The organism is Burkholderia sp. CpTa8-5 (assembly GCF_017815045.1).
Taxonomy (GTDB): domain Bacteria; phylum Pseudomonadota; class Gammaproteobacteria; order Burkholderiales; family Burkholderiaceae; genus Burkholderia; species Burkholderia sola.
In genome coordinates, this window is sequence record NZ_JAGIQD010000039.1 from 1 (window position 1) to 19963 (window position 19963).

At 66.4% G+C, this 19963-nt stretch carries 22 protein-coding genes and 1 pseudogene; 13 read left to right on the top strand and 10 right to left on the bottom strand.

Translation table 11 applies throughout. The features are described 5' to 3' along the window. A pseudogene (locus tag J8I35_RS31895) lies at window positions 1–129 on the top strand (electron transfer flavoprotein subunit alpha/FixB family protein); the annotation flags it as partial. Between the two features lie 326 nt (window positions 130–455). On the opposite strand, the gene J8I35_RS31900 reads toward J8I35_RS31895, so the two are convergent. Then, window positions 456–1742, bottom strand: a complete 1287-nt coding sequence (locus J8I35_RS31900; protein ID WP_050011527.1) for a D-amino acid dehydrogenase — start codon at window positions 1740–1742, stop codon at window positions 456–458. A gap of 145 nt (window positions 1743–1887) precedes the next feature. On the opposite strand from J8I35_RS31900, the gene J8I35_RS31905 reads away from it, so the two are divergent. Together J8I35_RS31905 and J8I35_RS31910 are read left to right on the top strand one after the other, a co-directional pair. Next, window positions 1888–2376 (top strand): Lrp/AsnC ligand binding domain-containing protein, encoded by a 489-nt coding sequence (locus tag J8I35_RS31905; protein ID WP_124456069.1) that lies wholly within the window; start codon window positions 1888–1890, stop codon window positions 2374–2376. Window positions 2377–2466: 90 nt separating this feature from the next. Beyond that, window positions 2467–3645, top strand: a complete 1179-nt coding sequence (locus J8I35_RS31910; RefSeq protein ID WP_124557544.1) for a PA0069 family radical SAM protein — start codon at window positions 2467–2469, stop codon at window positions 3643–3645. A gap of 51 nt (window positions 3646–3696) precedes the next feature. Here the strand turns inward: J8I35_RS31910 and J8I35_RS31915 are convergent, their stop codons facing one another. Both J8I35_RS31915 and J8I35_RS31920 read right to left on the bottom strand, forming a co-directional pair. Then, window positions 3697–4164, bottom strand: coding sequence for a TM2 domain-containing protein (locus J8I35_RS31915; protein ID WP_209928972.1), 468 nt, complete (start codon window positions 4162–4164; stop codon window positions 3697–3699). Window positions 4165–4275: 111 nt separating this feature from the next. Continuing rightward, window positions 4276–5415, bottom strand: coding sequence for a PQQ-dependent sugar dehydrogenase (locus J8I35_RS31920; protein ID WP_209928977.1), 1140 nt, complete (start codon window positions 5413–5415; stop codon window positions 4276–4278). 152 nt (window positions 5416–5567) lie between these two features. On the opposite strand from J8I35_RS31920, the gene rpsP reads away from it, so the two are divergent. The 6 genes from rpsP to J8I35_RS31950 all read left to right on the top strand — a co-directional run bounded on the left by rpsP (window position 5568) and on the right by J8I35_RS31950 (window position 9695). Continuing rightward, on the top strand, window positions 5568–5822 hold the full coding sequence (gene rpsP / locus J8I35_RS31925) for a 30S ribosomal protein S16 (protein WP_006476550.1): 255 nt from the start codon (window positions 5568–5570) through the stop codon (window positions 5820–5822). A gap of 40 nt (window positions 5823–5862) precedes the next feature. Beyond that, on the top strand, window positions 5863–6540 hold the full coding sequence (rimM, locus tag J8I35_RS31930) for a ribosome maturation factor RimM (RefSeq protein WP_124557542.1): 678 nt from the start codon (window positions 5863–5865) through the stop codon (window positions 6538–6540). Between the two features lies 1 nt (window position 6541). After that, entirely contained in the window at window positions 6542–7336 is a 795-nt protein-coding gene (trmD, locus tag J8I35_RS31935) for a tRNA (guanosine(37)-N1)-methyltransferase TrmD (protein ID WP_006476548.1), read from the top strand. 133 nt (window positions 7337–7469) lie between these two features. After that, on the top strand, window positions 7470–7862 hold the full coding sequence (rplS, locus tag J8I35_RS31940) for a 50S ribosomal protein L19 (RefSeq protein WP_209928979.1): 393 nt from the start codon (window positions 7470–7472) through the stop codon (window positions 7860–7862). Window positions 7863–7949: 87 nt separating this feature from the next. Continuing rightward, entirely contained in the window at window positions 7950–8636 is a 687-nt protein-coding gene (locus tag J8I35_RS31945; protein WP_089488263.1) for a CoA pyrophosphatase, read from the top strand. A gap of 120 nt (window positions 8637–8756) precedes the next feature. Then, complete coding sequence (locus tag J8I35_RS31950; RefSeq protein WP_050011514.1) at window positions 8757–9695, top strand: CobD/CbiB family protein; 939 nt, start codon at window positions 8757–8759, stop codon at window positions 9693–9695. 81 nt (window positions 9696–9776) lie between these two features. On the opposite strand, the gene J8I35_RS31955 is transcribed toward J8I35_RS31950, so the two are convergent. The 3 genes from J8I35_RS31955 to J8I35_RS31965 form a co-directional block, all read right to left on the bottom strand. After that, complete coding sequence (locus J8I35_RS31955; RefSeq protein ID WP_209928981.1) at window positions 9777–10094, bottom strand: DUF2007 domain-containing protein; 318 nt, start codon at window positions 10092–10094, stop codon at window positions 9777–9779. A gap of 64 nt (window positions 10095–10158) precedes the next feature. Beyond that, window positions 10159–11100 (bottom strand): ribosome small subunit-dependent GTPase A, encoded by a 942-nt coding sequence (gene rsgA / locus J8I35_RS31960; RefSeq protein ID WP_209928983.1) that lies wholly within the window; start codon window positions 11098–11100, stop codon window positions 10159–10161. Continuing rightward, on the bottom strand, window positions 11097–12356 hold the full coding sequence (locus tag J8I35_RS31965) for a M48 family metallopeptidase (RefSeq protein ID WP_209928985.1): 1260 nt from the start codon (window positions 12354–12356) through the stop codon (window positions 11097–11099). The genes rsgA and J8I35_RS31965 overlap by 4 nt, the downstream gene beginning before the upstream one ends. Before the next feature lie 125 nt (window positions 12357–12481). On the opposite strand from J8I35_RS31965, the gene orn reads away from it, so the two are divergent. Next, window positions 12482–13102, top strand: a complete 621-nt coding sequence (gene orn / locus J8I35_RS31970) for an oligoribonuclease (RefSeq protein WP_050011510.1) — start codon at window positions 12482–12484, stop codon at window positions 13100–13102. Between the two features lie 34 nt (window positions 13103–13136). Here the strand turns inward: orn and mog are convergent, their stop codons facing one another. Beyond that, window positions 13137–13745: a molybdopterin adenylyltransferase gene (gene mog / locus J8I35_RS31975; protein WP_080334138.1), complete on the bottom strand. Its 609-nt coding sequence runs from the start codon at window positions 13743–13745 to the stop codon at window positions 13137–13139. After that, the gene (gene yjgA / locus J8I35_RS31980; protein ID WP_280884921.1) at window positions 13729–14331 is read right to left on the bottom strand and encodes a ribosome biogenesis factor YjgA; all 603 of its coding nucleotides are present in this window, start codon (window positions 14329–14331) and stop codon (window positions 13729–13731) included. The genes mog and yjgA overlap by 17 nt, the downstream gene beginning before the upstream one ends. A gap of 127 nt (window positions 14332–14458) precedes the next feature. On the opposite strand from yjgA, the gene pmbA reads away from it, so the two are divergent. Then, on the top strand, window positions 14459–15829 hold the full coding sequence (gene pmbA, locus J8I35_RS31985) for a metalloprotease PmbA (protein WP_048984630.1): 1371 nt from the start codon (window positions 14459–14461) through the stop codon (window positions 15827–15829). Between the two features lie 90 nt (window positions 15830–15919). Here the strand turns inward: pmbA and J8I35_RS31990 are convergent, their stop codons facing one another. Both J8I35_RS31990 and J8I35_RS31995 read right to left on the bottom strand, forming a co-directional pair. After that, the gene (locus J8I35_RS31990) at window positions 15920–16420 is read right to left on the bottom strand and encodes a dihydrofolate reductase (RefSeq protein WP_050011507.1); all 501 of its coding nucleotides are present in this window, start codon (window positions 16418–16420) and stop codon (window positions 15920–15922) included. Window positions 16421–16709: 289 nt separating this feature from the next. Further along, window positions 16710–17036: a hypothetical protein gene (locus J8I35_RS31995; protein ID WP_089488264.1), complete on the bottom strand. Its 327-nt coding sequence runs from the start codon at window positions 17034–17036 to the stop codon at window positions 16710–16712. Window positions 17037–17536: 500 nt separating this feature from the next. Here J8I35_RS31995 and J8I35_RS32000 point away from each other — a divergent pair, with 500 nt between their 5' ends. Then, on the top strand, window positions 17537–18934 hold the full coding sequence (locus J8I35_RS32000; protein WP_089488265.1) for a sigma-54 dependent transcriptional regulator: 1398 nt from the start codon (window positions 17537–17539) through the stop codon (window positions 18932–18934). Window positions 18935–18976: 42 nt separating this feature from the next. Next, the gene (locus J8I35_RS32005) at window positions 18977–19948 is read left to right on the top strand and encodes a thymidylate synthase (RefSeq protein ID WP_089488266.1); all 972 of its coding nucleotides are present in this window, start codon (window positions 18977–18979) and stop codon (window positions 19946–19948) included. Window positions 19949–19963 lie beyond the last annotated feature (15 nt).

The window sequence follows — 19963 nt, forward strand, 5'->3', positions numbered from 1 at the left end:
ATGAAGGATTCGAAGGTGATCGTCGCGATCAACAAGGATCCCGAAGCACCGATCTTCAGCGTGGCCGACTACGGCCTTGTCGGCGATCTGTTCTCGCTCGTGCCGGAGCTCGTGAGCGAGCTCGGCTGACGCGGCGTGACGCTTCAGCGGTAAGCACACGAGAAGAGGGGCGCGACGAGCGCCCCTTTTTTCGTTGTGTGGTCGTTGAATGAGGAGCGGATATCGCTCGTCCGGACGATTCGCGCTCGTACCGTGCCGCGCCGAACATATCGTCGCGCAGGCACGGCGGGTAACGCCGATTCGTTCAACGGACGACGCGTGCATGCGCGCGTCGACTGAAGCGTCGTGCCGAGTGGCCACTCGCAGTCGAGTCGCAGTCGCCAAAACGAGAAAAGCGCCCTCGGGCGCCTTTCTCGTTGATGCAATCGGCCCGCATCGCAGCGGGCCGTTCCGGTTTACGCGTAGGCCGGGCGCGTCTGGCCGGGCACGTCCTTCAGGTAACGATGCACCGACAGGTCGTCGGCCTGGATCGCAGGCATCTTGCCCGAGATCAGGTCCGCGAGCAGTTGGCCCGAGCCGCACGACATCGTCCAGCCGAGCGTGCCGTGGCCGGTGTTCAGGAACAGGTTCGACACCGGCGTGCGGCCGACGATCGGCGTGCCGTCCGGCGTCATCGGGCGCAGGCCCGTCCAGAACGTGGCCTTCGACGTGTCGCCGCCGCCCGGGAACAGGTCGTTCACGCACATCTCGAGCGTTTCGCGGCGCGCCGCGCGCAGCGTCTTGTCGAAGCCGACGATTTCCGCCATGCCGCCGACGCGGATGCGCTGGTCGAAGCGCGTGATCGCGATCTTGTAGGTCTCGTCGAGCACGGTCGACACCGGCGCCGCGGCTTCGTTGACGATCGGCGCGGTGATCGAATAGCCCTTGAGCGGATAGACGGGAATCTTCATCAGGTGGGAGATGAAGCGGGTCGAGTACGAGCCGAGCGCGACGACGTACGCGTCGGCACGCACCGTCTCGCTGCCGCACTGCACGCCGGCGATCTTGCCGCCCGCGATCGCGAGCGCATCGATCGGCGTGTTGTAGCGGAACTTGACGCCGAGCGATTCGGCGAGCGCGGCGAGGCGCGTCGTGAACAGCTGGCAATCGCCGGTTTCGTCGCCCGGCAGGCGCAGGCCGCCCGTCAGCTTGTGCGAGACGGCGGCGAGCGCCGGTTCGGCATGCTTCAGTTCGGCCGGCGACAGCAGTTCGAACGGCACGTTCGCTTCCTGCAGCACGGCGATGTCCTTCGCCGCGCCGTCGAGTTGCTGCTGCGTGCGGAACAGTTGCAGCGTGCCACCCGTGCGGCCTTCGTATTCGATGCCGGTATCGGCGCGCAGCGCCTGCAGGCAGTCGCGGCTGTATTCGGCGAGACGGACCATGCGGCCCTTGTTGACTGCATAGCGCTCGGCCGTGCAGTTGCGCAGCATCTGAACCATCCACTGGAGCTGGAAGCGCGTGCCGTCGAGGCGGATCGCGAGCGGCGCATGTTTTTCGAACATCCATTTGACGGCCTTCAGCGGGACGCCGGGCGCGGCCCACGGCGCCGCATAGCCGGGCGAGATCTGGCCTGCGTTCGCGAAGCTCGTTTCCAGCGCCGGCCCCGCTTCCCGGTCGATCACCGTGACCTCATGACCGGCGCGCGCAAGGTAATACGCGCTTGCCACGCCCACGACACCGCTGCCCAGAATGACGACTCGCATAGCTGCTCCAGATGGAAAGAACCAGGTCGAGGCCGGGCGCACCTGCGGCTCCGTGTAACCTCTAGCTGATCTAGTTTTTTGCGCTATGGTATTGTCGAATCTGCAGTTTTTGTTATTGTATTTTTCTGGTTTTCAGCATAAACAAATGAGAACGCAACGTCAGCCCGTACGCTCGCTCGACAAGCTCGACCGACGCATCCTGAAACTGCTCCAGGACGACGGCCGGATGGCGATGAAAGACCTCGCGGAACAGGTCGGATTGACCGTCACGCCGTGCATCGAGCGCGTGCGGCGCATGGAGCGCGACGGCGTGATCACCGGCTATCACGCGCGGGTCGACCCGCATCAGCTGGATGCCGCGCTGCTGGTATTCGTCGAGATCACGCTCGGCCACAAGGGCGGCAACATGTTCGAGCAATTCCGCCGGGAAGTGATGAAGATCGACGAGGTGCTCGAATGCCATCTCGTCTCCGGCGATTTCGACTACCTGATCAAGGCGCGGATCGGCGAGATGGCCGACTACCGGAAACTGCTCGGCGACATCCTGCTGCAGTTGCCCGGCGCCGTGCAGTCGAAGAGCTATGTCGTGATGGAGGAAATCAAGGAAACGCTGACGATCGCCGTCGGCGAGTGACGCGCCGGCGGTTCGTCGTCCGGCCCTTTATCCCGCTCTTGGCATGCTGCGCCCAATACTGTATAAACGTACAGTATTGGGCGCAGGCGAATGGGTGGGCACATGGACGATCGGTCCGACAACGAATTTCCGGTAGCGCCGCCCGTGCCCCGCAAGGGGCGCGGCGCGGTCGACAACCTGCAGGGGCGGTATGAAATCGCGCAGCGCGAAGCGGTGGACGACGGCTGGACGCACGCGTCCGACGATGCCGATTTCCCCGCGCCGCTGCGCACGCAGGTCTTCGAGGAGCGGGCGAAGAGCATCCTGACGCGCAACCAGTCGCCCGATATTCCGTTCAGCGTGTCGCTCAATCCGTATCGCGGCTGCGAGCACGGCTGTATCTATTGCTTCGCGCGGCCGACGCACAGCTACCTCGGGCTGTCGCCGGGGCTCGATTTCGAAAGCCGCATCTACGCGAAGGTCAATGCAGCCGAACTGCTCGAGCGCGAGATTTCGCGCAAGCGCTACGTGCCGGAGCCGATCGCGCTCGGCGTCAACACCGACGCGTACCAGCCGGTCGAGCGCGACCTGCGCATCACGCGTAGCGTGATCCAGGTGATGCACGACCGCGGGCTGCCGTTCGCGGCGATCACGAAGTCGTCGCTGATCGAGCGCGATCTCGACCTGCTCGCGCCGATGGCCGAACGCGGGCAGGTGATGGCGGCGGTCACGATCACGACGCTCGATGCCGAACTGGCGCGCACGCTCGAGCCGCGCGCGGCCACGCCGGCGCGGCGGTTGCGCACGATCCGTGCGCTGCGCGATGCGGGCGTGCCGGTCGGCGTGAGCATTGCACCGGTGATTCCGTTCGTGACCGAGCCCGACATGGAGCACGTGCTGGAGGCCTGCGCGGAAGCCGGTGCGACGCATGCGAGCTACATCGTCCTGAGGTTGCCGTGGGAGGTCGCGCCGCTGTTCAAGCAGTGGCTTGCCGCGCATTTTCCCGATCGCGCGGAGCGCGTGATGAATCGCGTGCGCGACATGCGCGGCGGCAAGGATTACGACTCGGATTTCTCGAAACGGATGAAGGGCGAGGGGATCTGGGCCGACCTGCTGCGGCAGCGCTTCCGTCAGGCCGTCAAGCGGCTCGGGTTGAACGAACGCACGAACGGCATCCTCGATCTGTCGCGGTTCCGCGGTGCGCCTGCCGCCGGGGCGCCGGCGCCGCGCGTCGCGGTTCGTGCAGCTGGCGCGAAATCGCGCGACGACATGCAGTTGAACCTGTTCTGACCGGCGAGCAACGCAGTCGCCGGTGGGCCGTATCGACCGTATTGGTCGTGCTTACTGCGAAATCTGCTTGGCCGCTTCAACCTGCGATTCGAAGTACGTCTGGAACGACAGCGCGAGTGCGGTCATCAACAGGAACGCGCCGATCAGCAGCGAGAAGATCACGACGAAGATCACGGTCCAGCCCGACTGGCTCTGCTTGCCGGTGTCGGCGTTGAATTGCGCATCCCATTTTTCATCGGGGCGCAGCCCGTAGACGAGTGCGGCGAGGAACGCCGCCAGCAGCGAGATTGCACCGGGCACCGCGAGCCACCAGCCGAGGCCGGCGCTGCGCTGGGTGGCGGCAAGCAGCAGGACGCCCGGGATGCCGATGATCGTCGCGAGCAGATGGGCCCAACCGTATACGTCGCGAAAGCCGTACAGATAGAAGCGATGCGCGCCGATCGACCCGAGCAGGAACGCGAGGGCGGCGGTGAGCGTCTTGGAGCGGAAGCGGCGGGGCGATGCGGTGCTGCTGGACATGGATGGCGGCGTAGTGTCGTTGGCATGGGCGGGGCCGGCAGGCCGGCGCGGGCGCGCGGCCCGGCACGCATTCTACGATGCCCGGTCGGGGCCGGTCACCCCTCGCGTGCGTCAGGGTGCCGCATACGTCACGCGGTAGATCGCGCCCGCGTAATCGTCGCTGACGAGCAGCGAACCGTCCGGCAGCGGCAATACATCGGCCGGGCGTCCCCATGCCGTGCCGTCGGGCCGCAGCCAGCCCGTGACGAACGGCGTTTGACGAGCATGGCTGCCGTCCGCCGAGACGACCACGCGCATCACGCGGTAGCCGACCTTCGTGCGGCGGTTCCACGAGCCGTGTTCGGCAATGAAGACGTTATTGCGATACGACGCCGGAAACATCGGCCCGGTGTAGAAGCGCATCCCGAGCGCCGCGACGTGCGCACCGAGTTTCAGGACCGGCGGCACATAACGTCGGCACGCGTCGGCGCTGCCGAATTGGGGGTCGGGCGTATCGCCGCCGTGGCAGTATGGAAAACCGAAGTCGAGGCCGGCGCGCGGCGCGCGGTTCAGCTTGTCGTCCGGTACGTCGTCGCCCATCAGGTCGCGCCCGTTGTCGGTGAACCAGAGCTCGCCCGAATCCGGGTGCCATGCAAAGCCGACCGTGTTGCGTATGCCGCGCGCGACCACTTCACGCCCGCTGCCGTCGGCGTTCATCCGCGCGATGATCGCGTAGCGGCTGCGATCGGCGAGGCAGACGTTGCACGGTGCGCCGATCGGCACGTACAGCTTGCCGTCGGGGCCGAACGCGATGAATTTCCAGCCGTGATGGTGATCGGTCGGCAGTGCGTCGGTCACGACGACGGGCGCGGGCGGTTTCGCGAGCCGCTCGTCGATATGATCGACGCGCAGGATGCGCGACACGGCGGATATATAAAGGGCGCCGTCGAGGTAGGCCACCCCGACGGGCATGTCGAGCCCGGACGCGATCACGTAGCGTGCGCTGATCCGGCCCTCGTGCATCACCAGTGCGTGGACGCGGCCGTCCCGCGTGCCGACATACAGGATGCCGCGCGGCGACCACGCCATTTCCCGTGCGGCCGGGACGGCGTCGGTCAGCACGTCCACATGGAAGCCGGGCGGCACGACGAGTTCGTTCACCGGCAGCGGCGCGGCAAATGCCGGGGCCGACGCGAGGCAGGCGAGGCCGACAAGCAGCGCCGCGAACAGGTGCTGCACGCGGCGCATCGGGGCGGCGCGAAGAGGCGGCATGACGGTCGGTAGCATCCTGGACACGACGATTGTATGCCCGGCGGACGGGCCGTCCGCGGATTTTTACGCGTAAGTGTTTGTTGTACCTCTGGTTTCCGGCTATAATCGCGTGTTTCAGTAGTTTCGAACCCGGTTTTCCCGAAGGACATCATATGGTTATCATCCGTCTGGCTCGTGGCGGCTCGAAGAAGCGCCCGTTCTACAACATCGTTGCTACCGATTCGCGCAACCGTCGTGACGGCCGCTTCATCGAACGCGTCGGCTTCTACAACCCGGTCGCCACGAAGGGCGAATCGCTGCGTATCGCTCAGGATCGCCTGACGTACTGGCAAGGCGTTGGCGCGCAACTGTCGCCGACCGTCCAGCGTCTGGTGAAGGAAGCGCAAAAGGCGCAACCGGCTGCCTAATGGCACGGTGTGCCGGTCGTGCCGGCTGTGAGGTGCATTGATGGCGGGTCACGATTCCGGTAATGCAAGGCGCGGGCGTGCGTCATTCGGCGCATTCGTCCGCAAGCCGGTCGAGCGCGACGCGGTCGCGAACGCCGGTCAGGCTGCCGAACCAGGCAGTCCCGACGCGACGCAAGCCTGGCCCGACGATGCCGTCGAGGTCGGGGCGGTGGTCGACGCCTACGGCCTGAAGGGCTGGGTCAAGGTGGCGACGCATGCCGATGCCGGTCGCGGCGGCGACGCGCTGCTCAACGCGCGTCGCTGGTGGCTGGAACGCGGTGCGGAGCGGCTTTCCGTCCGCATCATGCAGTCGAAGACGCACAGCGATACTGTCGTTGCGCAACCCGCGGGCGTCAGCGACCGCGATGCCGCGCTGTCCATGCGCGGCTTTCGCGTGTTCGTGCGACGGGAAGATTTCCCGGCACTGGCCGCGGACGAATTCTATTGGGTCGACCTGATCGGTCTCGAGGTCGTCAACGAGCAATCGGTGGCGCTCGGGAAGGTGAGCGGGATGATCGACAACGGCGTGCATTCGATCATGCGTGTCGAGTATCCGGCAACCGGTAAAGACGGTCAGCCGACCACCGACGAGCGATTGATTCCGTTCGTCGGCGTCTACGTCAAAACGGTGGATCAGGCGGCGCGTCGCATCGTCGTCGACTGGGAAGCCGATTACTGAAATGAACCAGGTTACCGAGAGCGCGGTGCAGTTCGACGTCGTCACGCTCTTTCCCGAGATGTTCCGTGCACTGACCGACTGGGGAATCACCAGCCGGGCCGTGAAGCAGGGGCGCTTCGGGCTGCGCACCTGGAACCCGCGTGACTTCACGACGGACAACTACCGCACGGTCGACGATCGTCCGTACGGCGGCGGTCCGGGCATGGTGATGCTGGCCAGGCCGCTCGAAGCCGCGATCGACGCCGCGAAAGCGGCGCAGGCGGAGCAGGGCATCGCGAGCACGCGCGTCGTGATGATGTCGCCGCAAGGCGCGCCGCTCACGCACGATCGGGCGGTGCGGATGGCGCAGGAACCCGGCGTCGTCGTGCTGTGCGGTCGCTATGAGGCGATCGACCAGCGCCTGCTCGACCGTTGCGTCGACGAGGAAATCAGCCTCGGCGATTTCGTGCTGTCGGGCGGCGAATTGCCGGCGATGGCGATGATGGATGCGGTCGTGCGGTTGCTGCCCGGCGTGCTGAACGATTCGCTGTCGGCCGTGCAGGACAGCTTCGCGGACGGCCTGCTCGATTGTCCGCACTACACGCGCCCCGAGGAATACGACGGCGTGCGCGTGCCGGACGTGCTGCTCGGCGGGCATCATGCCGAGATCGAGAAGTGGCGGCGCCAGGAAGCATTGAGGAATACGTTGCGGAAGCGGCCGGACCTGATCGTCCGGGCGCGCCGCGAGAAGTTGCTGAGCCGGGCCGACGAGGCGTGGCTCGCGAACCTCGCACGCGAAGCGAAGGACGCCTCCTGAGGCGGCTGCGCGAGCGGGAATTGGCGGTGCCGTACATGCGTGTGCGGCGCCTGATGTGAATCCATCCTCTATCGGGGCCAGGCCTGGAAGCAGGCGGGTGTGAACGCCGACACGATGGCATAAGGAGTCAGTAATGAATCTGATCGCAAAACTTGAGCAGGAAGAGATCGAGCGCGCGCTCGCCGGCAAGACCATCCCCGATTTCGCCCCGGGCGACACGGTGATCGTGAACGTGAACGTGGTTGAAGGTAACCGCAAGCGCGTTCAGGCTTACGAAGGCGTCGTGATCGCGATTCGCAATCGTGGTCTGAACTCGAACTTCATCGTCCGCAAGATCTCGTCGGGCGAAGGCGTCGAGCGTACGTTCCAGACGTACTCGCCGCTGCTGGCAAGCATCGTCGTGAAGCGTCGCGGTGATGTGCGTCGTGCGAAGCTGTACTACCTGCGCGAGCGTTCGGGCAAGTCGGCTCGTATCAAGGAAAAGCTGGTGTCGAAGGATCGCGCCGCAGCAGCTGCCCAAGAGTAAGAGCTGTAAGGAAAAAGCACCCAACCGGGTGCTTTTTTCATTCTGGCGCGACAATATGCTCGATACGACACGAACCCGAGAGCCCCATTGAATCGCCGCCCCATCATCGATCCCGAAGTATTGCCGGTCGAAGGCACCGGCGCCGGCCTGCCCGTCATCGATTCCAGGCTAATGACGCCGTCCGGCCTGCGAGAACGCTTCGCGCGCACGCTCGAGTGGAGCGTCGAACCCGGCGAAGCGCGGCTGCAGGAAGGCGTCGATCCGCGTAGCGCGGCCGTCCTCGTGCCGCTCATCGTCCGCGAGTCGGGCCTCACCGTGCTGCTGACGCAACGCGCCGATCACCTGAACGACCACGCCGGACAGATCAGCTTTCCCGGCGGCCGTCGCGAGCCGTTCGACCACGACGCGACCGCCACCGCGTTGCGCGAGGCGAAAGAAGAGATCGGGCTGGCCGCCGAACGCGTCGAGATTCTCGGCGCGCTGCCCGACTACCTGACCGGCACGGGTTTCTGCGTGACGCCGGTCGTCGGCCTCGTGCATCCGCCGTTCACCGTGCAGGCCGACACGTTCGAAGTCGCCGAGATTTTCGAAGTGCCGCTCGCGTTCGTGATGAATCCCGCGAACCATCAGATCCGCGTGTTCCGGTGGGAAGGCGGCGAGCGTCGTTTTTTTGCCATGCCTTACCCGAACGACGAACCGGACGGGCATTACTTCATCTGGGGCGCAACTGCCGCCATGTTTCGCAATCTGTATCGCTTCTTGGCGGCCGGTTAGGCGGGCGCGCCGGCCGGCGCGCGCGAGCGGCTGCCCGGCGACCGCGCCGGCAGCCATGCGCGGCTGACGCTGTGCTATCGTTATGCAAAAAATGACATAACTCCGAAGACGGCGCCACGCATGACTTTCTTTTCGGTTCTCCTCGCTCTCATCATCGAACAGGTCCGCGCGTTGTCGCCGAGCAATCCGGTGTTCGCACTGTTCCAGTTTCATGCGGAAACCGTCGCGCATGGCCTCGACGCCGGCAAGCAGAAGCATGGGCTCCTCGCCTGGCTCGCGGTCGTGCTGCCGTGGGTGCTGATCGTCGCGCTGATCTATTTCCTGCTGTACAAGGTGAGCTTCGTGCTCGCGTTCCTGTGGAACGTCGCCGTCGTGTATTTCACGCTCGGCTTCCGCCAGTTCAGCCACTACTTCACCGATATCCATCTCGCGCTCAACAACGACGACGTGCCGCGTGCGCGCGAAATCCTGCACGAGTGGACGGGCATCGACACGGTCGACATGCCGGTCGGCGAAATCGTCCGCCATACGCTGATCCACGCGGTCGTCGCGTCGCATCGGCACGTGTTCGGCGTGTTCTTCTGGTACGTGCTGCCGATCGGCCCGGCCGGCGCCGTGCTGTACCGGATTTCCGAATACCTCGCGCGCAGCTGGTCGACGCCGGGCGACGACCGCACGGCCGCGTTCTCGACGTTCGCGCAGCGCGCATTCTTCGTGATCGACTGGATTCCGTCGCGCCTGACGGCGCTCGGCTTCGCGATCGTCGGTAACTTCGAGGATGCGATCTATGCGTGGCGCAACCATACGCGCCAGTGGCCCGACCCGAACGACGGCGTATTGCTGGCCGCGGGCAGCGGCGCGCTCGGCGCGCGTCTCGCGGGGCCGCTCGCGGAACCGTCGAGCCTCGATGCGCTGGCGGTCGGCGACAGCGGTCCGTTGACGGTCGGTGACGATTGCACGCCGCGCACGCTGCAGTCGGCGGTTGGCCTCGTGTGGCGCGCGGTGATCCTGTGGATGATCCTGCTGTTGATGCTGACGCTGGCCGTGTGGGTATCGTGAGTGATGCGCTAGCCCAGCGCTCGCCAAAATGAGAAGGCCGGCTCGATGCCGGCCTTTTCGCTGTGCGTCGGGGCAGTGCGTTCAGTCGTCGAGCGGGTCGCGCACGGCGCCGCATTGCCAGCACGCGGTGAATTGCGCTTCCAGCGCTTCGCCGCACTGCCGGCAGCGCCAGGGTGCCGCGCCGGCCGACGGGCCGTGCGACGCGGCATCGAGGAGCCGACGGGCGAGCGCGTCGTCGCGTTCGTCGTCGAGCCACAGTTCGGGCGTGCACGCATCGACGGGCAGGCCGCCGAGCGCGCCGGTCGCATAGCAGTTGTGCAGCTCACAACCGATGCCGGCCACCTGGAGCACGTTGGCCCAATGCTGTGCGGTCGCGAGGTCGGGTGCCTTGAAACGCATCGCGGCTCCTGTCGATGAAGGCCGGCCCGGCTGGCGCCGGCCGGCCGTCGCACACGTCGAGCGGTCAGCGGACGATCTGGCTCGCCTCATGCACGAGCTGCGCGTACAGCGCGTGCCGGGACGGCGCGATGCGGCCGTCGGCGACGGCGTCGAGGATCGCGCAGCCGGGCTCGTGCAGATGATGACAATTATAGAAACGGCAGTCCGCGAGCAGCGGACGGAATTCCGGAAACGCGCGCTCGAGGCGGCCTTCGGTCAGGTGGTAGAGGCCGAATTCCTGGAATCCCGGCGAATCGATCAGCGCACCGCCGCCTTCCAGCGGGTACAGGCGTGTGAACGTGGTCGTGTGACGGCCGCTGTTGAGCGCGGCCGAAATCTCGCGGGTCGCGGCTTCGGCATCGGGCACGAGCAGGTTCACGAGCGTCGACTTGCCCATCCCGGACTGGCCGAGCAGGATCGTCGAATGCCCGGCGAGATGCGGCATCAACTGCGCGCGCGCGTCGTCCGGCGCGCCTTTCACCGACAGCTCGAGCACGTCGTAGCCGAGCGCGCGGTACGGCGCGAGACGCTCGCGCGCCACCGGCAGCGCGGCTTGGACGTCGATCTTGTTCAGCACGACGAGCGGCTTCAGCTCGTTCGCCTCGGCCGCGATCAGCGCGCGGCCGAGCAGATCCTCGCTGAAATAGGGCTCGGTCGCGAGCACGATCAGCAACTGGTCGAGGTTCGCCGCGAACAGCTTCGACTTGAACTGGTCGGAGCGGTACAGCAGGTTGCGCCGTTCGCCGATCTCCACGATCACGCCCTGGTCGGCCGATGCGAGCTCGTACGCGACGCGGTCGCCGACCGCGATGTCGCTCTTCTTGCCGCGTGGGAAGCATTGCAGCATCGGGCCGCCGTCATCGGGCGCGACGATGTAGTGGCGGCCGTGCGCCGCGATCACGCGGCCTTCGGCCCGCTGCGCGCCGGATGTGCGCGGGGCCGGCTGGCGGGAGGTCGGCCGGCTCATGCGTGCTGCAGCAGGCGGTCGATCCGCTGCGACGCGGGCGGATGCGAGTAGTAGAAGGCCGTGTAGACGGGGTCGGGCGTCAGCGTCGACGCGTTGTCCTCATAGAGCTTCACGAGCGCGCTGACGAGATCCTGCGCGTCGGTCTGGCTGGCCGCGAACGCGTCGGCCTCGAATTCGTGCTTGCGCGACGTGAGGCTGCTGAACGGCGTCGCGAAGAACAGGAACACCGGAATCGCGAGGAAGAACAGGATGAGCGCGGCGCCCGCGTTGCTGGTGTCGAGCGACGGCGTGACGCCGAGCCCCGTGTAGAACCACGTGCGTTGCGCGAGCCAGCCGAGCAGCGCGAGCAGCACGAGGCTCAGCACGAACGACACGAGCATCCGCTTCATCACGTGGCGGCGCTTGAAGTGGCCGAGCTCGTGCGCGAGCACGGCTTCGATCTCCTGGCCGGACAGGCGCGCGAGCAGCGTGTCGAAGAACACGATCCGCTTCGATGCGCCGAAGCCCGTGAAGTACGCGTTGCCGTGCGCGGAGCGGCGGCTGCCGTCCATCACGAACAGCCCCTTGGCCGCGAAGCCGCAGCGCTTCATCAGCGACTCGATGCGCGCGCGCAGCGCGTCGTCCTTCAGCGGCTCGAACTTGTTGAACAGCGGCGCGATGAAGGTCGGGTAGATCAGCAGCACGAGCATCTGGAACGCGACCCAGACGACCCAGGTCCACAGCCACCACAGGTTGCCGGCCTGGTTCATCAGCCACAGCACGACGAACAGCAGCGGCAGGCCGAGCACGGCGCCGAGCAACGTGTTTTTCAGCATGTCGGTGAAGAACAGCCGCTTCGTCATCCGGTTGAAGCCGAAGCGCTGCTCGATCCCGAACTGGCGGTAATACTCGAACGGCACGTCGATCACGCCCGTGATCGCGAGCACCGCGGCGACCAGCGCGACCTGCTGCCCGTAGCCGCGGCCGAGCCAGCCGGTCAGCAGCGTGTCGAGCGCGCCGACGCCGCCGAGCAGCGTGAGGCCGACCAGCACGGCCGCGCTGACGACGATCTCGAGCATCGTCAGCCGGGTGCGCTCGACGGTGTAATCGGCCGCGCGCTGGTGGGCGGTCAGCGGGATGGTGGCGCTGAACTGCGCGGGCACGCCGTTGCGGTGCGCGGCGACGAAGCGGATCTGCCGCGACGCGAGCCACAGCTTGGTGACGACCATCGCGAGTACGGCGGTCGCGAACAGCAGGGTGAACGAAAGGGGTGACATCGAAGGCGCCAAAGGGTTCTATGCGAGAATTATATGTTCTTGCGGACCGGCCCCGCTGATGCGATGCCGACCGCCCGGGCGGCGCCGCGTCGGCGCGCCCGGTTCGCTATTTTCCAGGATGAATCATGACCGATACCGCCGCTTCCGCCAGCCAGCCCGCGCTCGTGCGCAACGAGTTGAACCTCGTCTGGCTCGACATGGAGATGACGGGCCTCGACCCGGATAACGACCGCATCATCGAGATCGCGGTCGTCGTGACCAATTCCACGCTCGACGTCGCCGTCGAGGGCCCGGTGTTCGCGATTCACCAGAGCGACGAGACGCTCGCGAAGATGGACGACTGGAACAAGTCGACGCACGGCCGCTCGGGGCTGATCGACCGCGTGCGCGCGTCGACCGTGACCGAGGCGGAAGCCGCCGCGCAACTGCAGGCGTTCCTCGCGCAGTACGTGTCCCCGGGCAAGTCGCCGATGTGCGGCAACTCGATTTGCCAGGACCGCCGCTTCATGGCGCGCTGGATGCCGGAATTCGAGCGGTTCTTCCACTACCGCAACCTCGACGTCAGCACGCTCAAGGAGCTGTGCCGCCGCTGGCAGCCGGCCATCTACAAAGGTTTCCAGAAGCGGGCGATGCACACCGCGCTCGCCGACATCCACGAGTCGATCGACGAGCTGAAGTACTACCGCGAGCATTTCCTGATTCCGGCCGCATCGGCGCCGGCAGGCGATTCCGTGCCGGCCGCCTGAGCGGGCCGGCACACGTGCGGCGCGCGGCAAACGCTCAGCGCCGCGCGCTTTTCGGGCGGAACGCCGCGACCACCGCGGCGTCGGTCTCGATATACGGGCCGCCGATCAGGTCGATGCAGTAGGGCACCGCGGCGAAGATGCCGGGCACGGTCGACTTGCCGTCGGCGTCGCGCAGCCCTTCCAGCGTTTCGCGGATCGACTTCGGCTGGCCGGGCAGGTTGATGATCAGCGCCGCATGGTCGGCCGTTTCGCGGATCACCGCGACCTGCCGCGACAGGATCGCGGTCGGCACGAAATTCAGGCTGATCTGCCGCATCTGTTCGCCGAATCCCGGCATTTCCTTCGTCGCCACGGCCAGCGTGGCTTCCGGCGTCACGTCGCGACGCGCGGGGCCCGTGCCGCCCGTCGTCAGCACGAGGTCGCAGCCGGCGACGTCGACGAGTTCGGTCAGCGTGGCCGAGATCGTCGGCGCGTCGTCCTGGATCAGGCGCGTTTCGGCGCGCCACGGCGAAACCAGCGTGCCGGCGAGCCATTCCTGCAGCGCCGGAATACCCTTGTCTTCGTAGACCCCCGTACTCGCGCGGTCGCTGATCGACACGAGGCCGACCACGAGCTCGTCCGGGTGGTTAGGCTTCGTCGTCATGGTCGTCTCCGGCGTCGTCGGCCGCGTCGTCGTCGCTGTCGGACGCGCCGCCGGCCGCCTTGATCCACTGGAACAGCTCGCGGAAATAGCGCGGCGCCTTGCCTTGCTGCGCTTCCTTGCGTGCGTTGCGGATCAGCGTGCGGCCTTCCTGGATGTCGGCGTCGGGGTGCTGGCGCAGGAATTCGGTCAGCGCGTCGTCGCTCGCGAGCAGCTGCTCGCGCGTGCGCTCGATCCAGTGCAGGCGGGCCGTCGCAGCCTTGTTCACGCCGCGTTGCGCGTCGAGTGCGGTGCGCAGCGCGGCCGTTTCGTCGTCGGTCAGCGAGCGCATCACGCGGCCGACGTACTGGAGCTGGCGGCGCTTGCCTTCGTGATCGGTGATCCGGCGCGCCTCGCGCACGGCGTCCGCGAGACTTTCGGGCATCGGCATGCGCTTCAGTGCGTCTTTCGGCAGGTCGACGAGCGCCTGGCCGAGCACCTGCAACTCGTGCATTTCGCGCTTCAACTGGGATTTGCTGGGGCGATCGTAGCCGTTGTCGTCTTCTTCGGCGACAGGCTCGATCGGCTGGATTCGGGTTTTGCGTGTCATGGGCCGCATTGTATCGCGGTGCGGACACCCCAAGCTTGTCTGTGCGCGGCCCCGGACCTTGCTATGATCGCGGGATACGCAACATTTTGACCATGCGGGCGCCCGCCCGCCACCGGATACCAAGACGATGGCAGCCAATCTCGACGTACAAGCGCGCTATTTCCCGCACACGCAGGACCAGCTCAAGGAAATCGCATCGGACATCCTTCGCCATGCGAAGGCGCTCGGCGCGACCGACGCCGCGACCGAAATCTCCGAGGGCGACGGCCTGTCGGTGTCGGTGCGCCGCGGCGAAGTCGAAACGATCGAGCACAACCGCGACAAGATGGTCGGCGTCACCGTGTTCATCGGCAAGAAGCGCGGCAACGCGAGCACGTCGGACTTCTCGCCGGCCGCGATCAAGGATACCGTCGCCGCAGCCTACAACATCGCGCGCTTCACGGCAGAGGACGAAGCGGCCGGCCTCGCCGAAGCCGAGCTGCTCGAAACCGATCCGCGCGACCTCGATCTGTACCACCCGTGGGCGCTGAGCGCCGACGAGGCCGTCGAGCTCGCCCGCCGCGCGGAAGACGCCGCGTTCGCGGTCAGCCCGCAGATCCGCAATTCGGAAGGCGCGAGCGTGTCGGCGCAGCACTCGCAGTTCGTGCTCGCGACGTCGCGCGGCTTCCTCGCCGGCTATCCGTACTCGCGCCACTACATCGCATGCGCGCCGATCGCGGGCAGCGGCCGCCACATGCAGCGCGACGACTGGTATTCGTCGAAGCGCAGCGCGATCGATCTCGCCGCGCCCGAAGCGGTGGGCCGTTACGCGGCCGAACGCGCGCTCGCGCGGATGGGCGCGCGCCGTCTCGACACGCGCAAGGTGCCCGTGCTGTTCGAGGCGCCGCTCGCGGCCGGCCTGCTTGGCGCGTTCGTGCAGGCGGTGAGCGGCGGCGCGCTGTATCGCAAGACGTCGTTCCTCGTCGACAGCCTCGGCAAGCCGGTGTTCGCGCCGCACGTCCAGGTCGTCGAGGATCCGCACGTGCCGCGCGCGATGGGCAGCGCGCCGTTCGACGAGGAAGGCGTGCGCACGCGTGCGCGCAGCGTCGTGAAGGACGGCGTCGTCGAAGGCTATTTCCTGTCGACCTATTCGGCACGCAAGCTCGGCACGCAAACCACCGGCAACGCGGGCGGCTCGCACAACCTCGCGCTGCGCAGCTCGAACACGCAGGCGGGCGACGACTTCGACGCGATGCTGAAGAAGCTCGGCACGGGCCTGCTGCTGACCGAGCTGATGGGGCAGGGCGTGAACTACGTGACGGGCGACTATTCGCGCGGCGCGGCGGGTTTCTGGGTGGAGAACGGCGTGATCCAGTATCCGGTCGAGGAAATCACCGTCGCCAGCACGCTGCAGGAGATGTTCCGCCATATCGTCGCGATCGGGGCGGACTCGATCGTGCGCGGGACGAAGGAAACCGGCTCGGTGCTGATCGAGCAGATGACGATCGCGGGGCAGTAAGCCGCGCGTGGCGCAGGCCGCCAGGAAACGAAAAAGCCCGACCGGCGTATGTGAGCCGGTCGGGCTTTTTTCATCGTGCGGAAGAAGATGTCAGCCGCGCTTGCGCGTGTAGACGACGAACGCATAGCCGAACGTGTTCGGCGCGGCGGCCCGATGCGCGTCGCGCGAGACTTCCTGCCAGTGCGCGGCGTCGGGCGCCGGGAACGACGCGTCGCCGTCGAAATCGGCATCGATCTCGGTGACGATCAGCTTGTCGGCGAGCGTGAGACCTTCCGCGTAGAGTTGCGCGCCGCCGATCAGGAACGCCTCGGGCACGCCGTCGTGCGCGGCGAGCGCCAGTGCATCGGCGAGCGACGTGACCGTGTCGCAGCCTTCGAAACGGCGCGCGGCGTCGCGCGTGACGACGATGTTGCGGCGGCCGGGCAGCGGCCGGCCGATCGATTCGTGGGTCTTGCGGCCCATCACGATCGGCGCGCCCATCGTCGTGCGCTTGAAGAACGCGAGATCCTCGGGAAGTTTCCAGGGCAACTGGTTGTCGCGGCCGATGATGCCGTTGCGGGCGCGCGCGACGATCAGGGTCAACGTCGTCATGAAGGTCGGGGAAGAGGGAAGACGGAATGGAGCCGATTTTACCGGAACGGCGGCGCGCGCCGGATTCCGCCTGCCGGCGCGGGTATCCGCGTTTCTTGCATCGTGCGCCGCGACGCGTGATGCCCCGCGCCGCGGCGGCCGTCCGAATAAAAAGAGTGCCCGCCGGGGGACGGAGCACAAAAACTTTTTGTGCCGCGAGATCGGCGATACCGGCTCTACCCGATGGCATTCCTTCCGACCGGATCGTCGATTCAATACGCAATCCTGATCGATTCGACGCGTCGAATGATCAGGGATGCGTATTGGCTCGCGCGTTGCCCTCCATCGCATGCCGGATATCGCCCGGTTGCGGCGCCGGCAGCGGCAGCGGCAAATGGGGCGGCGGTGGAATCTCGTCCCACAGCGTCACGGAGGCCTGGCGTGCCGGCAGCGGTTGCGGCGCCGACACGGTCACGATGCCGAACGCGTTGTCGTGTTGCCTGCCCGGCGTGTTGTCGGCAAGCAGCATCGCGCGCTGCGGCTGCATGCCTTCGTCCGCGCAGGCCGGTGCAGGCGGGCCGGCGGCCGACAGCACGAGCGTCATCGGCACGAAGGAAAGTAAAAAAAGTTTTCGCATGGCGACTGTCTCCGGTCGTTTCCGTATTCAGCGAAATACATGCCACCGTACCGGGACCGTTGCCGCCATTGCGATTCGTGCTCGAGCATTGCGAATGGCGGCCGAAAACGCCTGAAAATGTTTCAGGCCTGAAACGAGGGGGCTCGGGAATATTGCTGATTCAACCGATACGCTCGAAGGATGAAAATCGGCGCGTGTGTTGGTGACGAAGCCCTTCGTGCGCATCCACTATGTGCAGAGGATTGATCTGCATCGACCTCCTGAGCGATTTGGCCGCATCGCCATCGGCGCTGAAACGGGTTTGTCGTATTCAGCGCCTATAACCAAGCTGTCTTGTCAAAAATTATTGGACGCGAGATAAGCGCCATCATGCGAGGCTTTGTCGTTGCCGCGCATCGGCATGGCGAATCGAGCCACCTCTGGCTGACCCGATTCGATCCTTTTGCACACGATCTGACGTGTGCGGCAATCGTTAGACGGTTGATGAACGGGGTGAGGATATGGGAGCCGATCAGCGGCACGTGATCTACTATTCGCGCGAACCGAACGACGCATTGCGCGGCCATTTCGACGAACGCGGCTGGCGCGTCGATCTCGCCGAGACCGTGCGCGACGTACGGCGCGTCGTGCAGCACGGCGTGGCAACCGCCGGCCTGCTCGATTTCTCGCCGGGCTTCAAGCCGTCGGATTTGCGCGAACTCGAAGCCTGCCTGAGCATCCAGCACATCGGCTGGATCGCGGCGACGCGGCGCGGCCAGTTGCAGGACGCGATGCTGCGGCATCTCATCCGCGACTATTGCTTCGACTACGTGACGATGCCGTACGAAACCGGGCGGATCGTCGAGACCGTCGGCCATGCGCACGGCATGGTCGCATTGACCGATCCCGTTGCGCCGCCCGTCGGCGCCGGGCGCAGCGAAGGCGAGATGGTCGGCACCTGCGATGCGATGCTCGGGCTCTTCAGGACGATTCGCCGCGTCGCGGCGACCGACGCCCCGGTGTTCATCTCCGGCGAATCGGGCACGGGCAAGGAACTGACGGCGGTCGCGATTCACGAGCGTTCGTCGCGCGCGCAGGCGCCGTTCATCGCGATCAATTGCGGCGCGATCCCGTCGACGCTGCTGCAGGCGGAACTGTTCGGCTATGAACGCGGCGCGTTCACCGGCGCGAACCAGCGCAAGATCGGCCGCGTCGAGGCCGCCAACGGCGGCACGCTGTTTCTCGACGAGATCGGCGACCTGCCGCTCGAAAGCCAGGCGAGCCTGCTGCGCTTCCTGCAGGAAGGTAAGATCGAGCGGCTCGGCGCGCACGTGTCGATGCCGGTCGATGTCCGCGTGATCTGCGCGACGCACGTGGACATGGAAACGGCGCTGCGCGAAGGGCGCTTTCGCGAGGACCTGTTTCACCGGCTGTGCGTGCTGAAGATCGAGGAGCCGCCGCTGCGCGCGCGCGGCAAGGACATCGAGGTGCTCGCGCGCCACATGCTCGAGCGCTTCAAGGGCGACGCGCATCGCCGCCTGCGCGGCTTTTCCCCGGACGCGGTCGCGTCGCTGTACGGCTATTCGTGGCCGGGCAACGTGCGCGAGCTGATCAACCGCGTGCGGCGCGCGATCGTGATGTCCGAAGGCCGGATGATCACCGCGGCCGATCTCGAGCTGAACGACTATGCGACGCTCGCGCCGGTGTCGCTGCTGGAGGCGCGCGAGGCGGCCGAACGGCAGGCGATCGAGCAGGCGCTGCTGCGCCATCGCGGCCGTTTTGCCGATGCCGCGCGTGAGCTCGGCGTGTCGCGCGTCACGCTCTACCGGCTGATGTGCGCGCACGGCATGCGCGATCGCGGCGACACGCTGGCAGGGTTTTCGGCGTCGTTGCCGGAGCTTCCGCGCCACGCTTGCTAAAATTGGCGGGTACGGTCGCCCCTCGCGGCCGAAGGAACCCGCATGAAACAGTATCTCGATCTCGTTCGTACCATTCTCGATACCGGCGCCTGGCAGGAGAACCGCACGGGCATCCGCACCATCAGCATGCCGGGCGCGATGCTGCGCTTCGACCTGCAGCAAGGCTTCCCGGCCGTGACGACCAAGAAGCTCGCGTTCAAGTCCGCGATCGGTGAACTGGTCGGGTTCCTGCGCGCGTCGCGCAGCGCGGCCGATTTTCGCGCGCTCGGCTGCAAGGTGTGGGATGCGAACGCGAACGAGAACGCGCAGTGGCTCGCGAACCCGTATCGCCGGGGCGAGGACGATCTCGGCGACGTATACGGCGTGCAATGGCGTCAGTGGCCGGGTTACAAGGTGCTCGACGCGAACGCCGACGCGCAGATCGCCGACGCGACGCGCCGCGGCTTCCGGATCGTCACGCGTTTCGACGAAGACGGCGCGCCGAAGGTGCTGCTGTACAAGGCGATCGACCAGCTGCGCCAGTGCCTGGACACGATCATGGAGAACCCGTCCGATCGTCGCATCCTGTTTCACGCGTGGAATCCGGCCGTGCTCGACCAGATCGCGTTGCCCGCGTGCCATCTGCTGTACCAGTTCCTGCCGAACGCGACGAAGCGCGAGATCTCGCTGTGCCTGTACATCCGCAGCAACGACGTCGGCCTCGGCACGCCGTTCAACCTGACGGAGGGGGCCGCGCTGCTGTCGCTCGTCGGCCGGCTGACGGGTTATACGCCGCGCTGGTTCACGTATTTCATCGGCGACGCGCACATCTACGAGAACCAGCTCGACATGCTGCAGCAGCAGCTCACGCGCGAGCCGTACGAAAGCCCGCGGCTCGAGATTGCCGAGCGCGTGCCCGAGTACGCGAAGACGGGCGTCTATGCGCCCGAATGGCTGGAGCAGGTCGAGCCGTCCGATTTCTCGCTCGTCGGCTACCGGCATCATGAGCCGCTGACCGCGCCGATGGCGGTCTGATCGCGCGGCCGGGGC